At 61.4% G+C, this 18,296-nt stretch carries 13 protein-coding genes; 2 read left to right on the forward strand and 11 right to left on the reverse strand.

Annotated elements, in window-relative coordinates; all coding sequences use genetic code 11:
• The first annotated feature begins 182 nt into the window (after positions 1 to 182).
• Complete coding sequence (locus B5G16_RS12560) at positions 183 to 434, forward strand: hypothetical protein (RefSeq protein ID WP_143260847.1); 252 nt, start codon at positions 183 to 185, stop codon at positions 432 to 434.
• A gap of 75 nt (positions 435 to 509) precedes the next feature.
• Here B5G16_RS12560 and B5G16_RS07430 read toward each other — a convergent pair whose 3' ends face one another.
• The 11 genes from B5G16_RS07430 to B5G16_RS07480 all read right to left on the reverse strand — a co-directional run bounded on the left by B5G16_RS07430 (position 510) and on the right by B5G16_RS07480 (position 16,959).
• Positions 510 to 2,210: an AMP-binding protein gene (locus B5G16_RS07430; protein ID WP_087262815.1), complete on the reverse strand. Its 1,701-nt coding sequence runs from the start codon at positions 2,208 to 2,210 to the stop codon at positions 510 to 512.
• A gap of 30 nt (positions 2,211 to 2,240) precedes the next feature.
• Entirely contained in the window at positions 2,241 to 2,936 is a 696-nt protein-coding gene (gene plsY / locus B5G16_RS07435) for a glycerol-3-phosphate 1-O-acyltransferase PlsY (RefSeq protein ID WP_087262817.1), read from the reverse strand.
• A 485-nt stretch (positions 2,937 to 3,421) separates the two neighbouring features.
• On the reverse strand, positions 3,422 to 5,074 hold the full coding sequence (locus B5G16_RS07440; RefSeq protein WP_162612041.1) for a BACON domain-containing protein: 1,653 nt from the start codon (positions 5,072 to 5,074) through the stop codon (positions 3,422 to 3,424).
• Positions 5,075 to 5,091: 17 nt separating this feature from the next.
• A complete protein-coding gene (locus tag B5G16_RS07445) occupies positions 5,092 to 6,720 on the reverse strand; it encodes a RagB/SusD family nutrient uptake outer membrane protein (protein WP_087262821.1) in 1,629 nt (542 codons plus the stop codon).
• A 10-nt stretch (positions 6,721 to 6,730) separates the two neighbouring features.
• Entirely contained in the window at positions 6,731 to 9,799 is a 3,069-nt protein-coding gene (locus B5G16_RS07450; protein ID WP_087262823.1) for a SusC/RagA family TonB-linked outer membrane protein, read from the reverse strand.
• 13 nt (positions 9,800 to 9,812) lie between these two features.
• Entirely contained in the window at positions 9,813 to 10,892 is a 1,080-nt protein-coding gene (locus B5G16_RS07455; RefSeq protein WP_087262826.1) for a hypothetical protein, read from the reverse strand.
• A 39-nt stretch (positions 10,893 to 10,931) separates the two neighbouring features.
• A complete protein-coding gene (locus B5G16_RS07460; RefSeq protein ID WP_087262829.1) occupies positions 10,932 to 12,470 on the reverse strand; it encodes a family 20 glycosylhydrolase in 1,539 nt (512 codons plus the stop codon).
• A gap of 30 nt (positions 12,471 to 12,500) precedes the next feature.
• Positions 12,501 to 13,262 (reverse strand): glucosamine-6-phosphate deaminase, encoded by a 762-nt coding sequence (locus tag B5G16_RS07465; RefSeq protein WP_239406024.1) that lies wholly within the window; start codon positions 13,260 to 13,262, stop codon positions 12,501 to 12,503.
• Between the two features lie 17 nt (positions 13,263 to 13,279).
• Entirely contained in the window at positions 13,280 to 14,443 is a 1,164-nt protein-coding gene (gene nagA, locus B5G16_RS07470) for an N-acetylglucosamine-6-phosphate deacetylase (RefSeq protein WP_087262831.1), read from the reverse strand.
• On the reverse strand, positions 14,437 to 15,684 hold the full coding sequence (locus B5G16_RS07475; protein ID WP_239406025.1) for a sugar MFS transporter: 1,248 nt from the start codon (positions 15,682 to 15,684) through the stop codon (positions 14,437 to 14,439). The genes nagA and B5G16_RS07475 overlap by 7 nt, the downstream gene beginning before the upstream one ends.
• A gap of 129 nt (positions 15,685 to 15,813) precedes the next feature.
• Entirely contained in the window at positions 15,814 to 16,959 is a 1,146-nt protein-coding gene (locus tag B5G16_RS07480; RefSeq protein ID WP_087262836.1) for an AraC family transcriptional regulator, read from the reverse strand.
• Between the two features lie 281 nt (positions 16,960 to 17,240).
• On the opposite strand from B5G16_RS07480, the gene B5G16_RS07485 reads away from it, so the two are divergent.
• Entirely contained in the window at positions 17,241 to 18,230 is a 990-nt protein-coding gene (locus B5G16_RS07485; RefSeq protein ID WP_087262838.1) for a YitT family protein, read from the forward strand.
• The last annotated feature ends 66 nt before the right edge of the window (positions 18,231 to 18,296 follow it).

Here is an 18,296-nt window from a genome sequence, read left to right on the forward strand (position 1 = left end):
TTGTCAACACCATAAGTCTACTCTTTTTTAGTTTTTTGTTGATTCCCTATACAAATCTAAAAAATCTGTAGACTTTTTTATTTATCCTTCTCCAGACACACTTTTGGGAACAGTATCAGAGAATGGCGTTATTTTAAGAAAATTGTCGAGACGGATTTTTCGGAGTTAAATAATTTAGAGTGATGAGTAATGTAGTTTATGAATTGGTAATATCGTTGGCTAAACATTTGATTGCCAATGGGAAAACGAGCTCTTTTGATACGGTGGCACAATCTTTGAATACCGCGGCAGGATACCCCCAATACAAGGGTGGCCGGGGTACCGCCAGAGTGGTTGCCGGAGCATATCATTATGCAGATCGCAATAATCGACCCGATGATGCGCAGGCGGTAGCCGATGCATTCCGCAACAAACAGGGACACAAGGCGTATTGAGCGGCCCGACAAACAACAGCAACGGGGGAACCGGATTCCGGTTCCCCCCCGTTGTCATTATTGCCCCGCCCTCTGCTACTTGTTGAGCAGGGACGGCTCGTAGAGATAACGCTTGATGCTGCGCTTCGGGGTCTTCTCGAACTCCGTGGGGTAGATCACGATGTCCGCTACCCGTTCGTAGGCCGCCAGCTGTGCGTTGAGCTCCTGCAAATTCTTCTGCATGACCTGCGGCAGGTCGGCCTTGTCCACGCCCTCCGCGTCGGCCAGTTCGTAGTCGGGGACCACAAGGGCTTTGAGCCGTCCGTTCCCGGCGTCGAGGACGAGCGATTCCAGCACGAGGTACATGTTGTTGAGCTTGTCCTCGATCTCCTCGGGGTAGATGTTCTGCCCGCTGCCCGAGAGGATCATGGTCTTCGAACGGCCGCGGATGTAGAGCGTGCCGTCGGGATCCATCGTTCCCATGTCGCCCGTATGGAGCCATCCGTCCGGGTCGAGGACCTTCTCGGTGGCCTTGTCGTTCTTGTAGTACCCCTTCATGACGTGCTCGCCCCGCACGATGATCTCGCCGGCCACGTGCTCCGGGTCGGAGGAGTCGATCTTCACTTCGAGCAGATCTTTGAGGTAGCGGCCGCAGGAGCCCTGCTTGAACTCGTTGTCGGGCGCAAAGCTGATCAGCGGGGCACACTCGGTCATGCCGTATCCGATGGTGATCGGGAAGTGGATCTTGCGCAGGAACGATTCGGTCTCCTGGTTCATCGGGGCGCCCCCGACGATGAAGATCGAGACGTTGCCGCCGAAGGCGTCCATGAGTTTCTTGCGGATGACCGAATAGATGGCCGTATTGAGCAGGGGGATCTTCATGGCGATGGGCATGGGGCCCTTTTCGAGCATGGGGAGCACCTGCTTGCGGTAGACCTTTTCGAGGATCATCGGCACGCAGCAGATGATCGTGGGCTTGACGACGGCCATGGCTTCGAGCAGAATCTTGGGCGAGGGAATGCGCCCCAGCAGGGTGATGTGCCCGCCGACGGCCATCGGGGCCAGGAAGTCGAAGGCACAGCCGTAGGCGTGGGCCAGCGGCAGGAACGACAGCGTGCGTCCGCCGCGCTGGAAATAGAGCTGCCCGGTCTGGGTGTTGAGGGCCGTCATGGCGAAGACGACGTTTCCCGTGAGGTTGTTCACGGTGAGCATCACGCCCTTCGAGTATCCGGTGGTCCCCGAGGTGTAGTTCAGCAGGATGACGCGGTCGTTGGGTACGTCGGCATATTTGATGTCGTTGACGCTGAATCCGCGGGGGTATTTCGACCGGTAGTTTTTGAGGATGTCGCGCTGGAACTTCGTGAGGGCCTTTCCGTCGCGTTCGTAGATGGCGTGGAAGTCCGTCAGCGAGAAGACGGCCTCGATCTGACGGATCTGATCCTCCTCGATGACATCCCAGAAGTTGTCCCCGAGGAAGAGCAGGCGGCTCTCCGAATGGTTGATGATGTGGATGATGTCCGCCGGCGTGAAGTCCTGCAGGATCGGCACGATCACGGCTCCGTAGGTGATCGTGGCCAGGTAGGTGATGCACCACCGGGGGTTGTTGCGTCCGATCAGGGCGATCTTGTCACCCTGTTTGATGCCGGCCTTCTTGAAGAGCAGGTGGAGCTTGGCGATCTCCTTGGCCATCTCGTAATAGGAGAAGGTCTCGTCCTTGAAGTAGTCGGTCAGGGCCGACATCTCGCGGTTTTCACGAAAACTTTTCTCGTATATTTTGAGCAGATTTTCCTGTAACATGGCTGCTGGTTTTAGGGAAGAGCTGTCTGGTTATTTCCGGGTTGCGGCGTCGTCTTTCTTCGCGGCGTCGTCGATCTTCACGCGGCGGGGCTTCCAGATGTATATCTTCGACTCGGTGCCGGCCCAGAGACGCTGGATATTCTTGCGGTGGGTGTAGACCAGAAGAATCGCCGTGGCGAAGGAGAAGACCACGAAGGCGATCGACTCGTTGACCTTGGGGGATATGAGCGTGAAGATCGGGAAGCAGCACCCGGCGATGATCGAGGAGAGGGAGACGTAGTGGGAGATCATCAGCACGACGAGCCAGACGCCGAAGCAGAGCAGCGCCACGGGCGGGTAGATGCCCGTCACGGCCCCGACGAGCGTGGCGACGCCCTTTCCGCCGCGGAACCCGGCGAAGATGGGGAAGATGTGCCCGAGGACGGCGGCGAAGACGGCTCCGATTTTGAGGTTGATGAGGTCGTTGGCGCCGATGAGGTCGTCGTACTGCATGAGTTCGATGATGGTCACGGCGACGAATCCTTTGAGGAAGTCAAGGGCGAAGACGGGTGCGGCGGCGCGTTTTCCGAGGACGCGGAGCATGTTGGTCGTTCCTGCGTTTTTCGAACCGTGCTCGCGGATGTCGACGCCGTAGTATTTCTTGCCGATCCACACGGCGCTCGGAATCGAGCCCAGCAGATAGGCAATGATAATCATGGTGGTAGCGGTATAAATGGTCAGAATCATATCCCGTTCGGCTGATGGTTGTTCATGCAAATTTAATAAAAAAATCGATATTCGGAAGGACTGATTTGAAAAAACCGTACCGGGAATTGTCGGAAAGGTCGGATCTTTTCCGGCTTTCGTCATGCCCGGGGATTCCCATTCCGCCCTCTGCCGTGCCGCTCCGTCCCCTTCCCGGCCCGGTCCGCTGGCTCCGTCCCGGCCCTGCTCCATCCCGTCCTCTGCCGTGCCGTCCCCTTCCCGGCCCGGTCCGCTGGCTCCGTCCCGGCCCTGCTCCATCCCGTCCTCTGCCGTGCCGCTCCGGGCATTTCATTTGCGGTCCGCGTCCGTCCTTCCCGTCCCCGTTTCCCGCCGTACGACGGCTTCCCCGCCCTCCTTGTCCGGGCCCCCTGCCGTCGCGGAGACGCAAAAAGCCCCTGCCACCTTACGGCGGCAGGGGCCGGGAACGACCGGACCCGCCCGATGCGGGCCCGGACCGGGCGCTTTTTCTATTCGTTGCTGATGACCCGGATGCAGCGGACGTAGCGGCCGCCCGAAGCGTTGGTCTTGCCGGCCTGATCGGCCAGCACGGACATGTAGGCCTTGCCGAAGACCATGAACGATCCGTAAGCCTTGTCGCCCGCTTCGGTGACATATTCCGTGCTGCTCCAATAGCGGTCGCCGTTGGCCGAGGTGGCGGCCGTGTTCATGGCATCGCCGCCGTAGGTGGTCAGCGAGAGGTCGAAAGCCGCGCGGGCTGCCTTCTCCTCGGCGGTAATCTCGTCCGGGACGTGGTATTTGCCGTTCTCGTCCGCGGCCTCCTCGTAGGAGAGTCCGTTGTAGACGCCGAAGATCTCGACGAGCTCGTTGATCGACGGCCAGTACCACTCTTCGCCGAGCGACTCGCAGAGTGCCAGCGCGGGGATGTCGGCGGCTTCGGCGCTGGCTTTCAATACGGCGGTGTTGGCCGCTCCGTCGTCGAGGCTCGCCGAGCCCAGGATGTTGGCGCCGTTGTAGGACCAGGGGCCATCAACCCGTTTCAGACTCAATACTTTGGAGGTTTTGCCGTCCTCCGAGGTCCAGTAGATGATTCCGACGTTCTTGCCGTTCTCCTGATAGACCGGAAACTTCGTCTCCACGGGTACGTCGGGATCATCGGGCTCTACCGATCCGCCGACCGTGACGGCCTTGATGCAGCGGACGTAACGGCTGCTCTTCGTCTTGATCTGCTGGTCACCGCCGCCCGAAGCGTATGCCTTTCCGAAACGGAAGCTCGATCCGTAGGTGACCTCCTGATAGATCTGCTCGGTGCTCGACCAGTAGGCGTCGCCGTTTTCACTCTCGGCGGCGAGGTTCATGGCCGTACCGCCGTTGTCGGTCAGCAGTTTGTCGAAGGCGGCGCGTGCGGCCTTCTCCTCGTCGGTGATGCTGGCCGGAACGCTCTTTGTCGCTTCGTCGTAGGTCGTGCCGTTGTAGGCCTCGAAGAGGGTCTGCAATTCGCCGAGCGAAGGCCAGTACCACCCTTCGCCGTGCTGGTCGCAGAAGGCCAGCGCCGGGATGTCGGCAGCCTCTTCGCTGGCTCGGAGCAGTTCGGTGTTCGCCGCACCGTCCGAAGTGCCCGTTCCGATCGTGTGCGTCCCGTCGTAGGACCAGGGTACGGTCCCCGAACGGTCGAGGCTGACAACCAGTGCCGAGAGGTTGTCCTCGGCGGCCCAGAAGACGATGCCGACGGCCTGTCCGTTTTCGTAGTAGACGTCGTAGAGTTCATACGAAGTGGCGGGTTCATCCGGATCTTCGGGCTCGTCGGGCTCTTCGGGCTCGTCGACATGCCCGGGCTGCGTCACGGTGATGGATACCTGTGTGGAGCCGGCCACGACGAGCGCCTTGCCGGTCCGCTCTTCGGGATCGGGGTTTTCGGTGCAGGTGAGCGTCAGGCAGCGCCGCGTGATCGCGGCCGAGAGCCAGCCGGCGGCACTCTCCTCGACCGTGACGGTCGGGTTGCAGTTGGTGGCCAGCAGGATGTCCGTCGACCCGGCCTTGCTGTCGGGCATCGAGGCTTCCGTGGCGTCGATGTTGAAGTATTCGGGCTCCACGTCCTTTGTGCTGCACGCCGACAGGAGCAGGATCGACGCCAGCAGCAGTATGAGTTTCGTCGTTTTCATGGTCGTAGGTTTTAAGATCAGTTCCAACCGGGGTTTTGCGGATAGACCTCCGAACCGCCCATCAGGAGAATCTGGTTGCTCGGGATGGGCCAGCATTCGTGCTTGCCGATGACGAAGTTCTGACGGGCATAGGTGTAGTCCTTGTCCAGGTACCTGTTCTCGGCGATGGATTCGCCCTCCCACTGCTTGCAGTACTGGCCGAGGAGTCCGAGGCGTTTGAGCAGGGGCCATCTCACGCCCTCGAAGTTCAGCTCGCGGGCATACTCGTCGAGCAGGTCCTCGAGGGTCAGCGTGCCGTTGAAGGCGGTGTTTCCGGCGCGTTCGTAGGTCATGTTGAAGTACTTCACGGCGTTCGTGTTGTCGCCCTTGTGGTAGTAGGCCTCGGCGCACATCAGCACCGTCTCGGCCAGCCGGTAGACGACCAGGTCGCGGAAGCTGGTCTTGCGCTCCGGATCATCGGCGTTGGTCCAGAAGTCGGCGTGCTTGCTGCTCATCGGATGGATGTTCGTGATGTAGGAGGCCCCGGAGGTTCCGGCGCCTGTTCCGGCGACGATCGGCTGGCCGAATTTCGGCGAGGCGGGGTCGTTGTAGTAGAACGTGGTCACGAAATAGCAGTCGATGCGCTTGTCCTTCGGGCCGTACATGTCGAGCAGGTGCTGGTTGGGGTAGTCGCGGCCGTATCCGAACCCGCCCTGGTCGCTCGCGCAGACGGCGCCCGCGACGCTCGAATAACGCGAAGTCACATACACCGAGATGGAGTGTCCGGCGAGCGCCGTGCCCTTTACCGTGCCGCCGCCACCGGGGTTCTTCGAGAACTGGTAGGCGTAGAGGATCTCCTTCGAGCGGAGGTTCTCGGAGCTGAAAATGTCGGCGGGGTCCTTTTCGAGTTCGGTGATGCCCTTGGCTTCGAGCAGGATCTCCTCGGTCTGCCGGATCACGCAGTCCCAGTCCTCCTCCCACATGGCGACCTGTGCGCGGACGTGCTTGGCCGTGGCCTTGGTGTACATGCCGTACATGACGCCGTTGTTGTAGACGGGCAGCTCGTAGGAGAGGGCGTCGATGGCGGCGTCGAGATCCTCTTTGAGGAGTTTGAAGACCTCCTCGCGGGAGGCCGGACGGTACTCCTTGTCGAGGTTCGAGGCGGTCGTCGGCTCGGTGTTGAGGTAGATGCGCTCGAAGCGCTTCCAGAGCTCGAAGTAGGCCCGGGCGCGGAACAGGCACGCCTCGCCGTAGATGGAGTAGACCTCCGGATCGTCGAGCCCGATGTTGCGGGCCGAGGCGATGATCTCGTTGGCGCGGCCCGCGATGGCGTAGAAGAACTTCCAGTAGTCCTCGAGGACCCCGGAGTCGGGCGTCAGGTCGGTCAGGCGGCCCAGCGAGGCCCAGTTTCCGGCGTTGAAGAGGAAGATGTCGGTATTGAAGTCGAAGAGCTGCGGGATGATCACGATACCCTTCTCGTTGGAGCTGTCGACGATGTTGTCGCGCTCGTAGACGTAGAGTCCGGCGATGGCGCGTTTGAGACCCTCCTTGTTGGTTTGCAGGTAGTTGGTGGTGACCGAGGTCTCCGATTCGAGGTTCAGCAGATCGGTGCACGAGGCGCACAGGAGGGCTGCCAGAACGAGAATGGCGGAATATGTCTTTTTCATGGCCGTAGGTTTAAAAGGATAAGTTGACGCCGAGCACCGTCTGATGGGTTTCGGGATAGAGGTTGCCGGTCACCTCGGGGCTGTACGAGCGCACGTCGGTGAAGGTCAGCAGGTTGGTGGTCGTGATGTAGAAGCGGAGGTTCTGGATCTTCCAGCGGTTGGTGAGCTTCCTGGGCAGCGTGTACCCGAGCTGGAGGGTGCGCAGCCGGATGTAGGAGGCGTCCTGATAGGCCATCGTGCGCATGTAGGGGACCTCGGAGCCGAACGACGGACGCGGGAACTCGTTGGTGGGGTTGTAGGGGGTCCAGTAGTTGACCTTCATGCCGTTGGATCGTCCGCGCAGGTCGCCGCCGTACTCGCCGTCGTACATGAGCGGGTTGAGCACGTAGCCGCCCTTGACGGCATACCAGTCCATGAAGAGGTCGAATCCCTTCCAGTTGAGCGAGGTCGAGAGCGAGAAGGTCGCATCCGGATCGCGCTTGTAGACCACGCGGTCGTTCTCGTTGATCTTGCCGTCGCCGTTGACGTCTTTGAGCTTGACGCTTCCGGGCTCGACGACGTCGTTGCGGGCCAGCGCCGCATCGGGCACGCCGTCGCCGTCGGTATCGACCGTGGGTTTGAGCTCGTAGTAGAGCGATCCGCGGTCGCTGTACACGTTGAAGTCGCTGTACTGGTAGACGCCTTCGGCCTGGTAGTCGTAGTAGATGTTGATCGGGGCGCCGATGATCCAGTTGTTTCCGGGCTGGCTGACGTAGTTGCCGTGTTCGTCGACCGTGTTGTCGATCTTGACGATTTCGTTGTGGAACTTGCTGACGTTGGCCGTGATGCTCCAATTGAAGTTCTCCTTGCGGAAGATGTCGAAAGTGGCGTTGATGTCGAGTCCGTTGGTGCGGGTCTCGCCGAGGTTGTCGAGCATCGAGGTGTAGCCCAGGGCGGCGTTCAGGGCCCGGGACACCAGCAGGTTGGTGGTCCGGGTGCGGTAGTACTCGACGGTTCCGGAGATGCGGTTGTCGAGGAACCCGAAGTCGACGCCGACGTTGAACGAGGCGGACTGCTCCCATTTGAGGTTCTTGTTCGGGAGTTCGTTGCCGGGGAGGTATCCCATGTAGTAGGTGTCGCCGAACTCGCCGGGCAGGGCCGTTGCCACGCCGAGGGTGGCGTAGTTGTCGATTCCGTTCTGGTTTCCGACGATGCCGTAGCTTGCCCGGAGTTTGAGGTTGCTCAACCAGGCGACGTCTTTGAGGAAGTTCTCCTGCGAGGCCCTCCATGCGAAGGCCACCGAGGGGAACGTACCCCACTTGTTGCCCGATCCGAAGCGGCTCGAACCGTCGCGGCGGCACGCCACGTTGAAGAGATACTTCTCCATGAGGTTGTACTGCACGCGGAGCATGAACGATACGAGGTTGTTCTGCGAGTAGGCGCGCTCCTGACCGGTGACCTCGCCGTTGGCGATGTAGTTGTAGGACTTGTCGACGGGAAGGTTGCCGACCGAGTAGCCGATGGTCTTGCGCAGCGACTGGTCGACGGACTGCACGGCCGTGATGTTCAGCTTGTGGTTCCGGTTGCGGATGGGCACGTCGTAGCGGATCGAGTTCTCGATGAGCAGCTGGGTATTCGTCGTATTGTCGAGCGAGGCGGTGGATCCGCCGCCGTTCGGGTAGTAGGAGTCGCGGGCGTGACCCTCCTCGCTGACACGGTTGTAGTAGGAGACGTTGAAGCGGTAGGTGAACCCTTCGAAAGGCGTGATGTCGGCGAAGGCGTTGATGCGGAAGTTGTTGGCCTTGTCGTCATGCGTGTCGTGCAGCGCGCTGTAAACGGGGTTCGTGTCCTTGTTGCTGTTGATGTAGGGGGTGTAGTTTCCGTTCTGGTCGTAGATCTGCGAGAGCGGCGAGCGGGTAATGAACTGGTAGTAGGCCCCGTTCTCGATCTCGCGGCGCGAGGAGCCGAAGGAGGTGTTGGCGCCCAGTTTGAGCCACTTCTTGACCAGATAGTCCAGGTTGAGACGGCCGCTCAACCGCTCGTATCCGGAGTTGATCTTCATGATGCCGTCCTGGTTGAAGTAGCCGATGCTGGCCATGGCGCGCACCTTGTCCGTGCCGCCGCGGAAACTCAACTCGTGGCTGTGGTAGAGGGCCGCCTTCTTGAACATCAGCTCCTCCCAGTCGACGTACTTGCCGCTCTTGTAGACTTCGGCCATGACCTCGTCGCCGAGGGCCGTGGCGATGGGCACGGAGGTGGCGTCGATGAGCCCCATGTCGTGTGCGACGGCCTCGCGGCGCAGGGCGATGTACTCGTCGGCGTTGTAGAGGTCGAAGTTGCGGTGGAGGGTCTGCACGCCGACGTATCCGTTGTAGGTGACGGTGCTTTCGCCGGCCTTGCCGCGCTTGGTGGTCACGAGGATGACGCCGTCGCTGGCGCGGGCTCCGTAGATGGCCTGCGAGGCGGCGTCCTTGAGGATCTCGATCGACTCGATGTCGTCGGCGTTCATCATGGCGAATTCGGTGTCGGAGGCGACGCTTCCGTCGATGATGTAGAGCGGGGTGTTGCTCGCGGAGATCGAGCGGGTGCCGCGGATCTGGATCGACGGCACGGATCCGGGACGCCCCGAGGCGCTGGTGACGGTCACGCCGGCGGCTCGTCCGCGGAGCATCTCGGCGGGGGACGAGGCCGGGAAGATCTTCATGTCCTTCGTGTTGACGGAGGTGATCGAGGTGGCCAGGTCACTCTTCTTCATGGTGCCGTATCCGACGACGACCAGCTGGTCGAGCATCAGCGACTCCGATTCGATGTAGATTTCGTAGTAGGAACCCTTGCCGACGGGCACCTGCTTTTTCTTGTAGCCCAGGAAGCTGACCTCGAGCAGGTCGCCCATGGCTGCCGAGATGACGAAGCGGCCTTCGCCGTCGGTGATGGTTCCCTTCGAGGTTCCGGCGATCATGACGCCGGCGCCGGCCACCGGTGCGGCCCCCGATTCCGTGGATTCGAGAACCACGCCTGAAATCTGTCGGGCCTGTCCGCATACGGCGATCGACAGGGCTGACAGCAATACGGCCATCCAGTATTTTTTGAGATTGTTCATGGCGTGCGTTGAGTTAGTTTTTGTCATTTACCCATTCCCACATGGTTTCGAGGCTGTCGAACTGGAACATGTCCAGACCGTTGAAGCACTCGTATTCGAGACCGCGCTCTTTGAGGGTCTGCATGGTTTCGAGCAGGGCCTCCCAGCCGTTGGGCTGAATGGTCGTCGTGGGCTCGTCGTTGGTGGCGGTCTTCACGCAGATGTTGATGCACTTGCCCTTTTCGCAGGCGTTCATGCTCGGGGTGGAGAGGTTCCAGATCGCCTCGGTGGAGTTTCCGTAGGCCATCAGCGAAACCCAGTCGCAGACGTCGACGAACTGGTCGATGTCGCCGTGCGCGACCTTCCCCGACTCGAACATCTCCTGGTAGCGGCACCAGATGGCCTCCTGCAACCGCAGGCCCGAGAGGTGGAGCTTGTCGTAGGCGTATTCCAGCCGGTCGAGGGTTACGCGGAGCAGGTTGTCGTTCGGGCCTCCGATGCCGTTTCCGGCGTTGGTGTTCCAGATCCAGCCGAGGCCGATGTCGGTCTTGATCGTGTGGGGTTCGAGGTCGGCCGAGATGCCGGCGAAACGCTCCTTGTAGGTGACGCTGCGGTTGTAGTTGAGAACCTTCTGGATGCAGGCGTCGGCGGTGACTTCGCTGACGAAAACTTCCGGATCTTCATAGTAGGTGGCGTAGACGTCGATGCAGAGATCCGTGCAGGTCGCGATGAAGCTCTTCAACCACGGGTCGACGGAGTCCATCATGCTGCCGCCGGGGCTCAGATAGACGGCGCGGAAGCCGAGCAGGTAGATTCTCGCGGCGAGTTTCTTCGGGTTGTCGAGATACTTGTCGCGGGTCGAGGCGTAGACGTAGGCGCAGTTGTACAGGTCGCGCCCGGCGGTCTGCGAGGCGGCGGTGTAGTCTGCGGCCTTGGTCTTCATGAGTTCGGTGATTTCGGCCATCGCCACGCACTCGTCGTAGGAGATGGCGGGTTCGTCCTGGCTGTGGTCCGTCTCGATGATCTCGATCTCATCGATCGTCGGGCCCATCGTCTTGTCCTTCTCGCCGCAGGAGAGGGTCAGAAGCGACGCAATGAGGAATACGGCTGTCATGGGAGTAAGTTTTAACGTGTTCATTTCCGTATTGGTTTTTTAATGGGGTTGCATGTTTCGGAGGATGTCGGCCAGGTTGCGCATCTTCCCGTAGTAGGTCCATTCGTTGAAGGAGCGTGCGGGGTCTTTGAGCGCGTCGCCGTTGAGACGGACGAACGTCTTCCGCAGCTGTTCGGTCCCGGACAGGAGGGCGTTCAGCTCATCGAGACACGCCGCGGCCTGCGACGGACGGAATTCCGGACTTTGAGTCCGGTCTTCGAGGAGCTTGAAGCGGAGGTAGTTGATGCGGATGTCGAGCATCAGCCCCAGATGCCGGGCGATCGTTTGGGCCGCATCGGGGAATTGCACCTTCCGGAATCCTTCGCGGACGTCCCGTGCGCGGTCGAGTTCGGCGCGGATGGCCTGGGCGTTCGACCCCGACGCAACGACGGGGCGCTGCGGCATGTTGAAGTACTCCTTCACGGCGACGATCTCCTCCGGACGTGCGAGTCCGAGCCGGGTGCGGCAGTAGTCGTCGAGGAAGGCGTCGGGATCGCGGAAGCGTCCTGCGAGGGCTGCGGCGTAGGCCTCGTCGAGCATGTCGAATCCGGCGTGGGGGTAGACCTCCCGCACGGGCTGGATCTCGACGACCTCGTTGGCGTCGTCGTAGATGTAGCCGTAGGTGCCGGACGTGGACCACGAGGTGTTGATGATCCCCTTGAATCCGTGCTCGGCGGCGTAGGCCGTGTAGTCGAAGATGTTTTCGAGGTGCTTGCGCCACTGCACGAGAAAGAGGTTGTCCGGGTGCGAACGGAGCGAGCAGGCGCCCCAGATCTCGTGCCCGGAGTGCTCGATGGACTCCATCTTCCCGAAGTAGTCGGGCTTCCAGCCGTAGTTCCAGTCGACGATGACGACCTCTTTCGGCAGGCGGTCGATGGCTTCGGGGTGTTTGAGCAGGATGTCGGCCCAGATCATCGGGGTTTTCCCGAGCTCGGCGACGATCCGGCACATCCGCACGACGTAGTCGACGTAGAGGGCCGAGACACCCTGTTCGCCGACCTTTTTGCGGCAGGCAGGGCAGTGCCCCAGCAGACGGGTTTCGTCGCATCCGATGTGGATGTAGGGCGAAGGGTGCAGGGCGGCGATTTCGCCGAAGATCGAGCGGAAGAGGGGCTCGGCCAGGTCGGCTTTGAGCGGGCAGACCTGCGAGCAGTCCTTCCGGTCCTCTTTCAGCGCGGCGTAGCGGGGGTGGCGGAGGATGTATTCGGCGTGTCCGAAGCAGTTCTGCACGGGAATGACGTCGAGTCCCAGTTCCGCGCAGCAGTCGATGAACGCCCGGACCTCGCTGCGGGAGAAGGCGAATCGGTTGCACAGGACGGCGTTCTCCTCGAAGGGGAACGAGGCCTCCCACTCCACGACGACGGCGTTCATGCCGTCATCGGCAGCTTTGCGGGCCAGCTCCTTCATGGCGTCGGGGGTCATGACCTGCGTGCGGAAATCCAGATAGACGGCCCGCACGTCCGGCGCGGCGGCCTGCACGGCCGGGCATCCGGCGAGCGCGGCCAGCAGGGAGATCAGCGTGTAGAGGTGTCTTTTCATGTCGGAATCGTTTGGGTTCGGGGGGCGGGGTCAGAGCAGCGCGGCGCTGTCGGAGTCGGTGTAGAGAATGGCGTGCTCGTGGGTGCGGAGGATCGACGCCGGGCACTGCTCCGAGACCGGTCCGCAGACGGTGGCGCGTACGGCGTTGGCCTTGGTCGGGGCGGGAACGATGCAGAAGATGTACCGGGCGTGGAACATCGTCGGAACGGTGAGCGTGACCGCATAACGGGGCACCTCCTCGATGCGCGCGAAGCATCCGTCGTGGACCTGTTGGAGCCGGCAGGTCTCGTCGAGGGCGACCTTCTTGACCGTCAGCGGGTCGTTGAAGTCGGCGACGGGCGGGTCGTTGAAGGCGATGTGCCCGTTCTCGCCGATGCCCATGCAGACGATGTCGACCTGAATCCCTTGCAGGAGGGCGGCATACCGACGGCAGGTCTCGTCGGAATCGCTTCCGGTGCCGATGTAGTCCACGCTGGCGAAGGGCACCTGGCCGAAGATGGCGGCGCGCAGGAAGTTGCCGAATCCCTGCGGGGCGTCGGCCGGGAGCCCCACATATTCGTCCATGTGGAGGGCGTGGATCCGGCCCCATTCGATGCCGGGCGTGGCGGCGAGGGCCGCCAGGAACTCGTTCTGGGAGGGCGCGGCGGCGAAAATCATGTAAATCTCCTGCTTGACGGCAAGCAGTTCCCGGATGCAGGCGGCGACGTCGGCCGCGGCGGCTTCTCCCATGTTGCGGCGGGTGTCATAGATTCTGACCGGGAGTTTTCCCGCCATGAGCGTTTTTCGTATCATAAGAAAGTTATATCCGATCAACCGATGGTTTTTCCGGCGATAATGGTTTTTTGGACGTTGATGTCGTCGTCGAAGATCACGACGTCGGCATCCTTGCCCGGGAGGATCGAGCCCTTGCGCTGGGCGATGCCCATGACACGCGCGGGGTTCTCGGTCATCATCCGGACGGCTTCGGGGATGGAGCATCCGGCTTCGCGGACCATCGTCCGCACGAGTCGGTCGGCCGTGGCGACGCTCCCGGCGAAGGCGCTCCGGTCGAGGAGCTTGGCGACGCCGTCCTCGACGATGACCGGCTGTCCGTCGGCCAGCCCGCCGAGGATGCTCTGCCCTTCGGGCATGCCGGCCGCACGCATCGAGTCGGTCACCAGCGAGATGCGCTCCGCACCCTTGATTTTGAGCAGCAGGTGCAGCAGGTCGGCCGGGACGTGGATTCCGTCGGCGATGATCTCCACGGTCATCCCGTCCTGGAAGTAGCCGTATTCGATCGTCCCGGCGTAGCGGAAGGCGTTCCGCCGCGAGATGGTGCTCATGCAGGAGTAGAAATGGGTCATGTGCGTGGCTCCGGCGCGCCAGGCGGCGTCGCATTCGCCGAACGTGGCGTTGGTGTGGCCGATCGAGGCGACGATGCCGCGCCGTTTCAGTTCGGCGGCGAACTCCGCGGCTCCGTCCAGCTCGGGCGCGAAGCTCCACCGTGCGAGGTCCGGACAGCGGTCCAGAATTTCGCGGTACTCCTCGGGGCGCGGGTTGCGGAGGTAGCGGCGGTCCTGCGCCCCGGCGAACTCCGGGTTGAAGTAGGGGCCTTCGAGGTGCATGCCGCCGAAGGCCGCGCCGTCGCGGTTTTCGAGCCGGGCCTTGCGGTAGGTCTCGAACGATTCGTAGAGCGCTTCGTTCGTGCTGGTCAGCGTCGTGGGGTAGAGGAGTGTCGTGCCGTGCTGCGCGTGCATGCGCGCCGCCGTGAGGTAGGCCTCGACGGTTCCGTCCATGAAGTCGGCTCCGCCGGCCCCGTGGGTGTGCATGTCGATGAATCCCGGGGCGACGTAGCACCCCTCGGCGTCGATGACCGCGGCCCGGGCCGGAACCGTGTCGTCGATGCCCTTGATCCGGTTGTCCTCGAGGAGCAGCACACCGTGCCGGATGCCTCCGGGGGCCAGGATTCTGCCGTTGACAATAGCTGTTACCATTTTTCGATTCTGTATCCGTAAAGTGCGTAAAATACCATGTATGCGAAGCAGGGGAGCAGCAGCCAGTAGGAGGCTTGCAGGCTCATGTGGTCGGTCATCAGCCCGTAGAGGAGCGAGAGTACGGCGTTTCCGCACAGGGCCATGACCAGCAGCGAGGAGCCGATGCTGGTGAAGCGCCCCAGCCCCCGGATGGCAAGGGGCCAGATGCCGGCGTATATCAGCGAGTTGGGGATGCCGAGCAGCACGAGGCTCCATATCGAGGCCTTTTCGGGGAGCACGAGGACGAGCACCGAGAGGAGGAGTCCGAGGATCGTGCAGATGACCAGCGACTGCTGCTGGGTGATGCGGCGCGGAATGAGGATGACGCCCGAGAGGTAACCTACGAGGATGCAGGCCAGCGTGTAGGAGGGGAAGACCTGTGCGGCATCGAGGCTCATGCCCATGCTCTGGGCGTAGCCGATGATCGTGCTGACGGAGATCTGCTGGCTGCCGAGGTGGGCGAACAGGGCGATGACGCCCAGTACCAGATAGGGGTAATGCCAGACCGACCGCCGGTCCGAACCGTTCTCTCCGGCGGAGGTCCGGTTGTCGCGGTCGGGGTTGATGTCGCGGATCGGGGAGCGGTAGAAGAGGATGCCGAAGAGGAAGAGCAGGGCGGCGAGCGACACGTAGGGAACGATCACGCCGCGGATCATCTCGTCGAGGGCGGTTTCGAGGGCGGAACCGGTCAGCAGGCCGCTTTCGGCCATCTGCATGATCTGCCGGTCCTCGGGCCGGATGACCAGGGCGGCGAAGAGCAGCGGGGCGATGATGCCGGCGAATTTGTTGCAGATGCCCATGACGCTGATGCGTTTGGCGGCGCTTTCGTGCGGTCCGATGATCGTCACGAAGGGGTTGGCCACCGATTGGAGGATGGCCAGCGCGGTGCCGATGGTGAAGAGCGCCGTGAGGAACATGCCGTAGGTGCGGGTCAGGGCGGCGGGCCAGAAGAGCAGCGCTCCGGCGGCCATGATCCACAGCCCGATGAGGGTTCCGCGCTTGTAGCCGACCCGCCGCAGGAGATACGAGGCCGGGACGGTCATCACGAGGTAGGCGATGTAGAAGGCGAAGGTCACCAGATAGGTCTGGACTCCGGAGGTGAGTTCGCAGGCCACCTTGAAGTAGGGGACCAGGATCGAGTTGACCCACGAGACGAGCCCGAAGATGAAGAACAGGCATCCCAGCAGGGTCAGGGAGAGCATGTATTGGCGTTTGGGTTGCATTTGGACAATAGGCTACATAGGGTTGGTCATTGCATCCGGGGCGAAGGATACAATGCAAAGATAGGTATGCCTGTTGTACGTTTAGCGCAATATAACGAAAAATTACATTCAAAAAACGCAATTCTTCTGTCGGAATTCCAATGGTGAGCAGCCTTTGTATTTTTTGAAGATCCGGGCGATGTTGCTGCAATCCTTGAATCCGGCCTGGCAGGCGATATCCATGACCGGCAGGTCGGTTGTTGCGAGCAGATGGGCGAAATGTTCGATCCGGGTTGTTATCAGATACTGGTAGATGGAGGTTCCGGTCTCCTTGCGGAAGCGCATTTCGATGCTTCTTCGGGAGAGCGGGACCGACTGGACGAGGGTCTGCATGTCGATGTCGCGGAAGTAGTTGTCGTCGATGAACCCGACGAGGCGTTCGACGTAGGGGTCCGAGGTGTTGTAGCGCTGCGAGGAGTGGCGCTGGATGATCCGGATGGGGTTGATCACGACGTTGAAGGGGGCGCCTCCTCCGTTGAGGAGTCTCCGGTGGAGGAACTTGCAGGTCTGGTATCCGCCGTGTTCGACGTCGAGTTCGATCGAGGAGATCGGGGGGTCGGAGATTCCGCAGAGCAGCTCGTCGTTGTCGACGCCCAGCAGGGAGATCTCCTCGGGGATGCGGATTCCGGACATCTTGCAGGTCTCGGAGATGAACAGGGCGTGCGCGTCGTCGCAGCAGAAGAGTGCGACGGGTTTGGGCAGGGCGTTTAGCCAGAGGATAACGGCCTCTCTTTCGGGGTTTGCGGAGGGTTCGGCCTTGTAGGCGAAGAAGCGGCCCCGGAACTGTTCCACCTCGTCCTGGAATCCGGCGCACCGCTCTTCGGACCAGATGATGTGTCTCACGCCGAAGAAGGCGAAATTGATGAAGAGTTTTTTCCGGAAATAGCGGGCCGCCATACGGCCTGTGTTGACGTAGTCACCCGTGAGGTTGGAATAGACGTCGCTGCGGCTGCGGTTGTTTTGCAGGACGATGGGGATGTTCAGCCGGTTCAGGAGGTTCACCTTCTCCTCGTCCCAGCGTCCGATGATGGCGTCGGCCTTCCATTTGCGGGCCCATTCGAGGACCCACTCCTCGCGGCCCTGCCCCCGGCGGAAGTCGGACGGCATGCGGTAGAAGAGCCACGGGCCGTTCTCGCGGGAGTATTTCATCACGCCGCGGAGCAGCTTCCTGTCGAACTCACTGGCACAGTCGATCAGCAGAATCACGCGTATCATGGGACGGAATTTTCATGCGGGAGGTCCGGACACATGCCGGGATACCCTCCAAAAGTACGCAAAAAAAGCCGATATCCGTCATCCGGAGCGTAAAAAAACAGCGTTGCGGGCCGTGCTTCCGTGCTCCGGGGCTCCTGCCGGACCCTTTTCCCGCGGAGCGGCGGCCATCCCGTCTGCATCCGCTGCGGAGCCGTAAAAAACCATCTTTCTGCGAAATTGCGGCAAATTTCTCAATCTCGTCTTTTATCGCTATATTTGTACTCCCAAAAAAAAACGTGCGTATGAACACAAGGGCTTTGCTCGAACCGATGGGTTCGTGGGCGTGGTGGCGTTCGTGGTTTCTGATCTTTTTCGGATGCTCGGTCATGGGTGCGGGATTCGTACTCTTCATCAACCCCTACAATTTTGTTCCGGGAGGCGTCTACGGCATGGGTATCGTGCTGCACAACATCTTCCCGTCGATTCAGGTGGGAACCTTCGGCTACATGTTCGACATCCCGCTGATGCTGATCGCGATGCTGGTCTTCGGCGGAGGATTCGGAACCCGCACGGTGCTGGCGGCGCTCTATACGCCGGGTTTCATGAACATCCTCACGCGGCTGGTCTACCCGACGCCCGAAGCGGTCGAGTCGCTCGATCCGTCGCTGATGCTCGGCGGACGTCTGGACCTTTCGAACGACCTGCTGCTGACGTGTATCATCGGTGCGGTGGTGGTCGGCGTGGGCCAGGGCATCGTCGTGCGGCAGCAGGCCACGACGGGCGGCACGGACATCGTGGGGATGCTGTTGCAGAAGTTCGCGGGGATCAAGTTTTCGACGGGCATTCTGCTGGCCGACGGTTTTGTCGTGCTGTCGGGACTGGTGGTGATCGGCTTCGGTCTCGGCACGGGCGAGGCGGCCGCGAACGGCTGGATGCTGACGCTCTATTCGCTCATTACGATCTATGTCACCTCGCGTGTGATCGCCTACCTGCTCGACGGAGCCTCGTACGACAAGCTGCTCTTCATCATCAGCGACCACCATGCCGAGATCAAGCGCTTCATCATCGAAGACATGGAGCGGGGTGCGACCTACCTCAAAGGGAAGGGCATGTTCACGGACCGGGACCGGGAGGTGATCTTCCTGGTGATCAGCCGCAAGGAGGTACACCTGGTCCAGAACCGCATCCGGGAGATCGATCCGCAGGCGTTCGTGGTGGTCACCGACGCCTACGAGACCTTCGGCGAGGGCTTCAAGCAGTTCCCGGACAAGAACCAGATCCAGGCCGAATAGGCGGTTCCCGGGGGCGGGCGGAGTCCTTCCGCACTCCGGCCGCGGGCGGGGTAAATGAAACGGAAA

It is taken from the genome of Alistipes sp. An66 (assembly GCF_002161445.1).
Taxonomy (GTDB): Bacteria; Bacteroidota; Bacteroidia; order Bacteroidales; family Rikenellaceae; genus Alistipes; species Alistipes cottocaccae.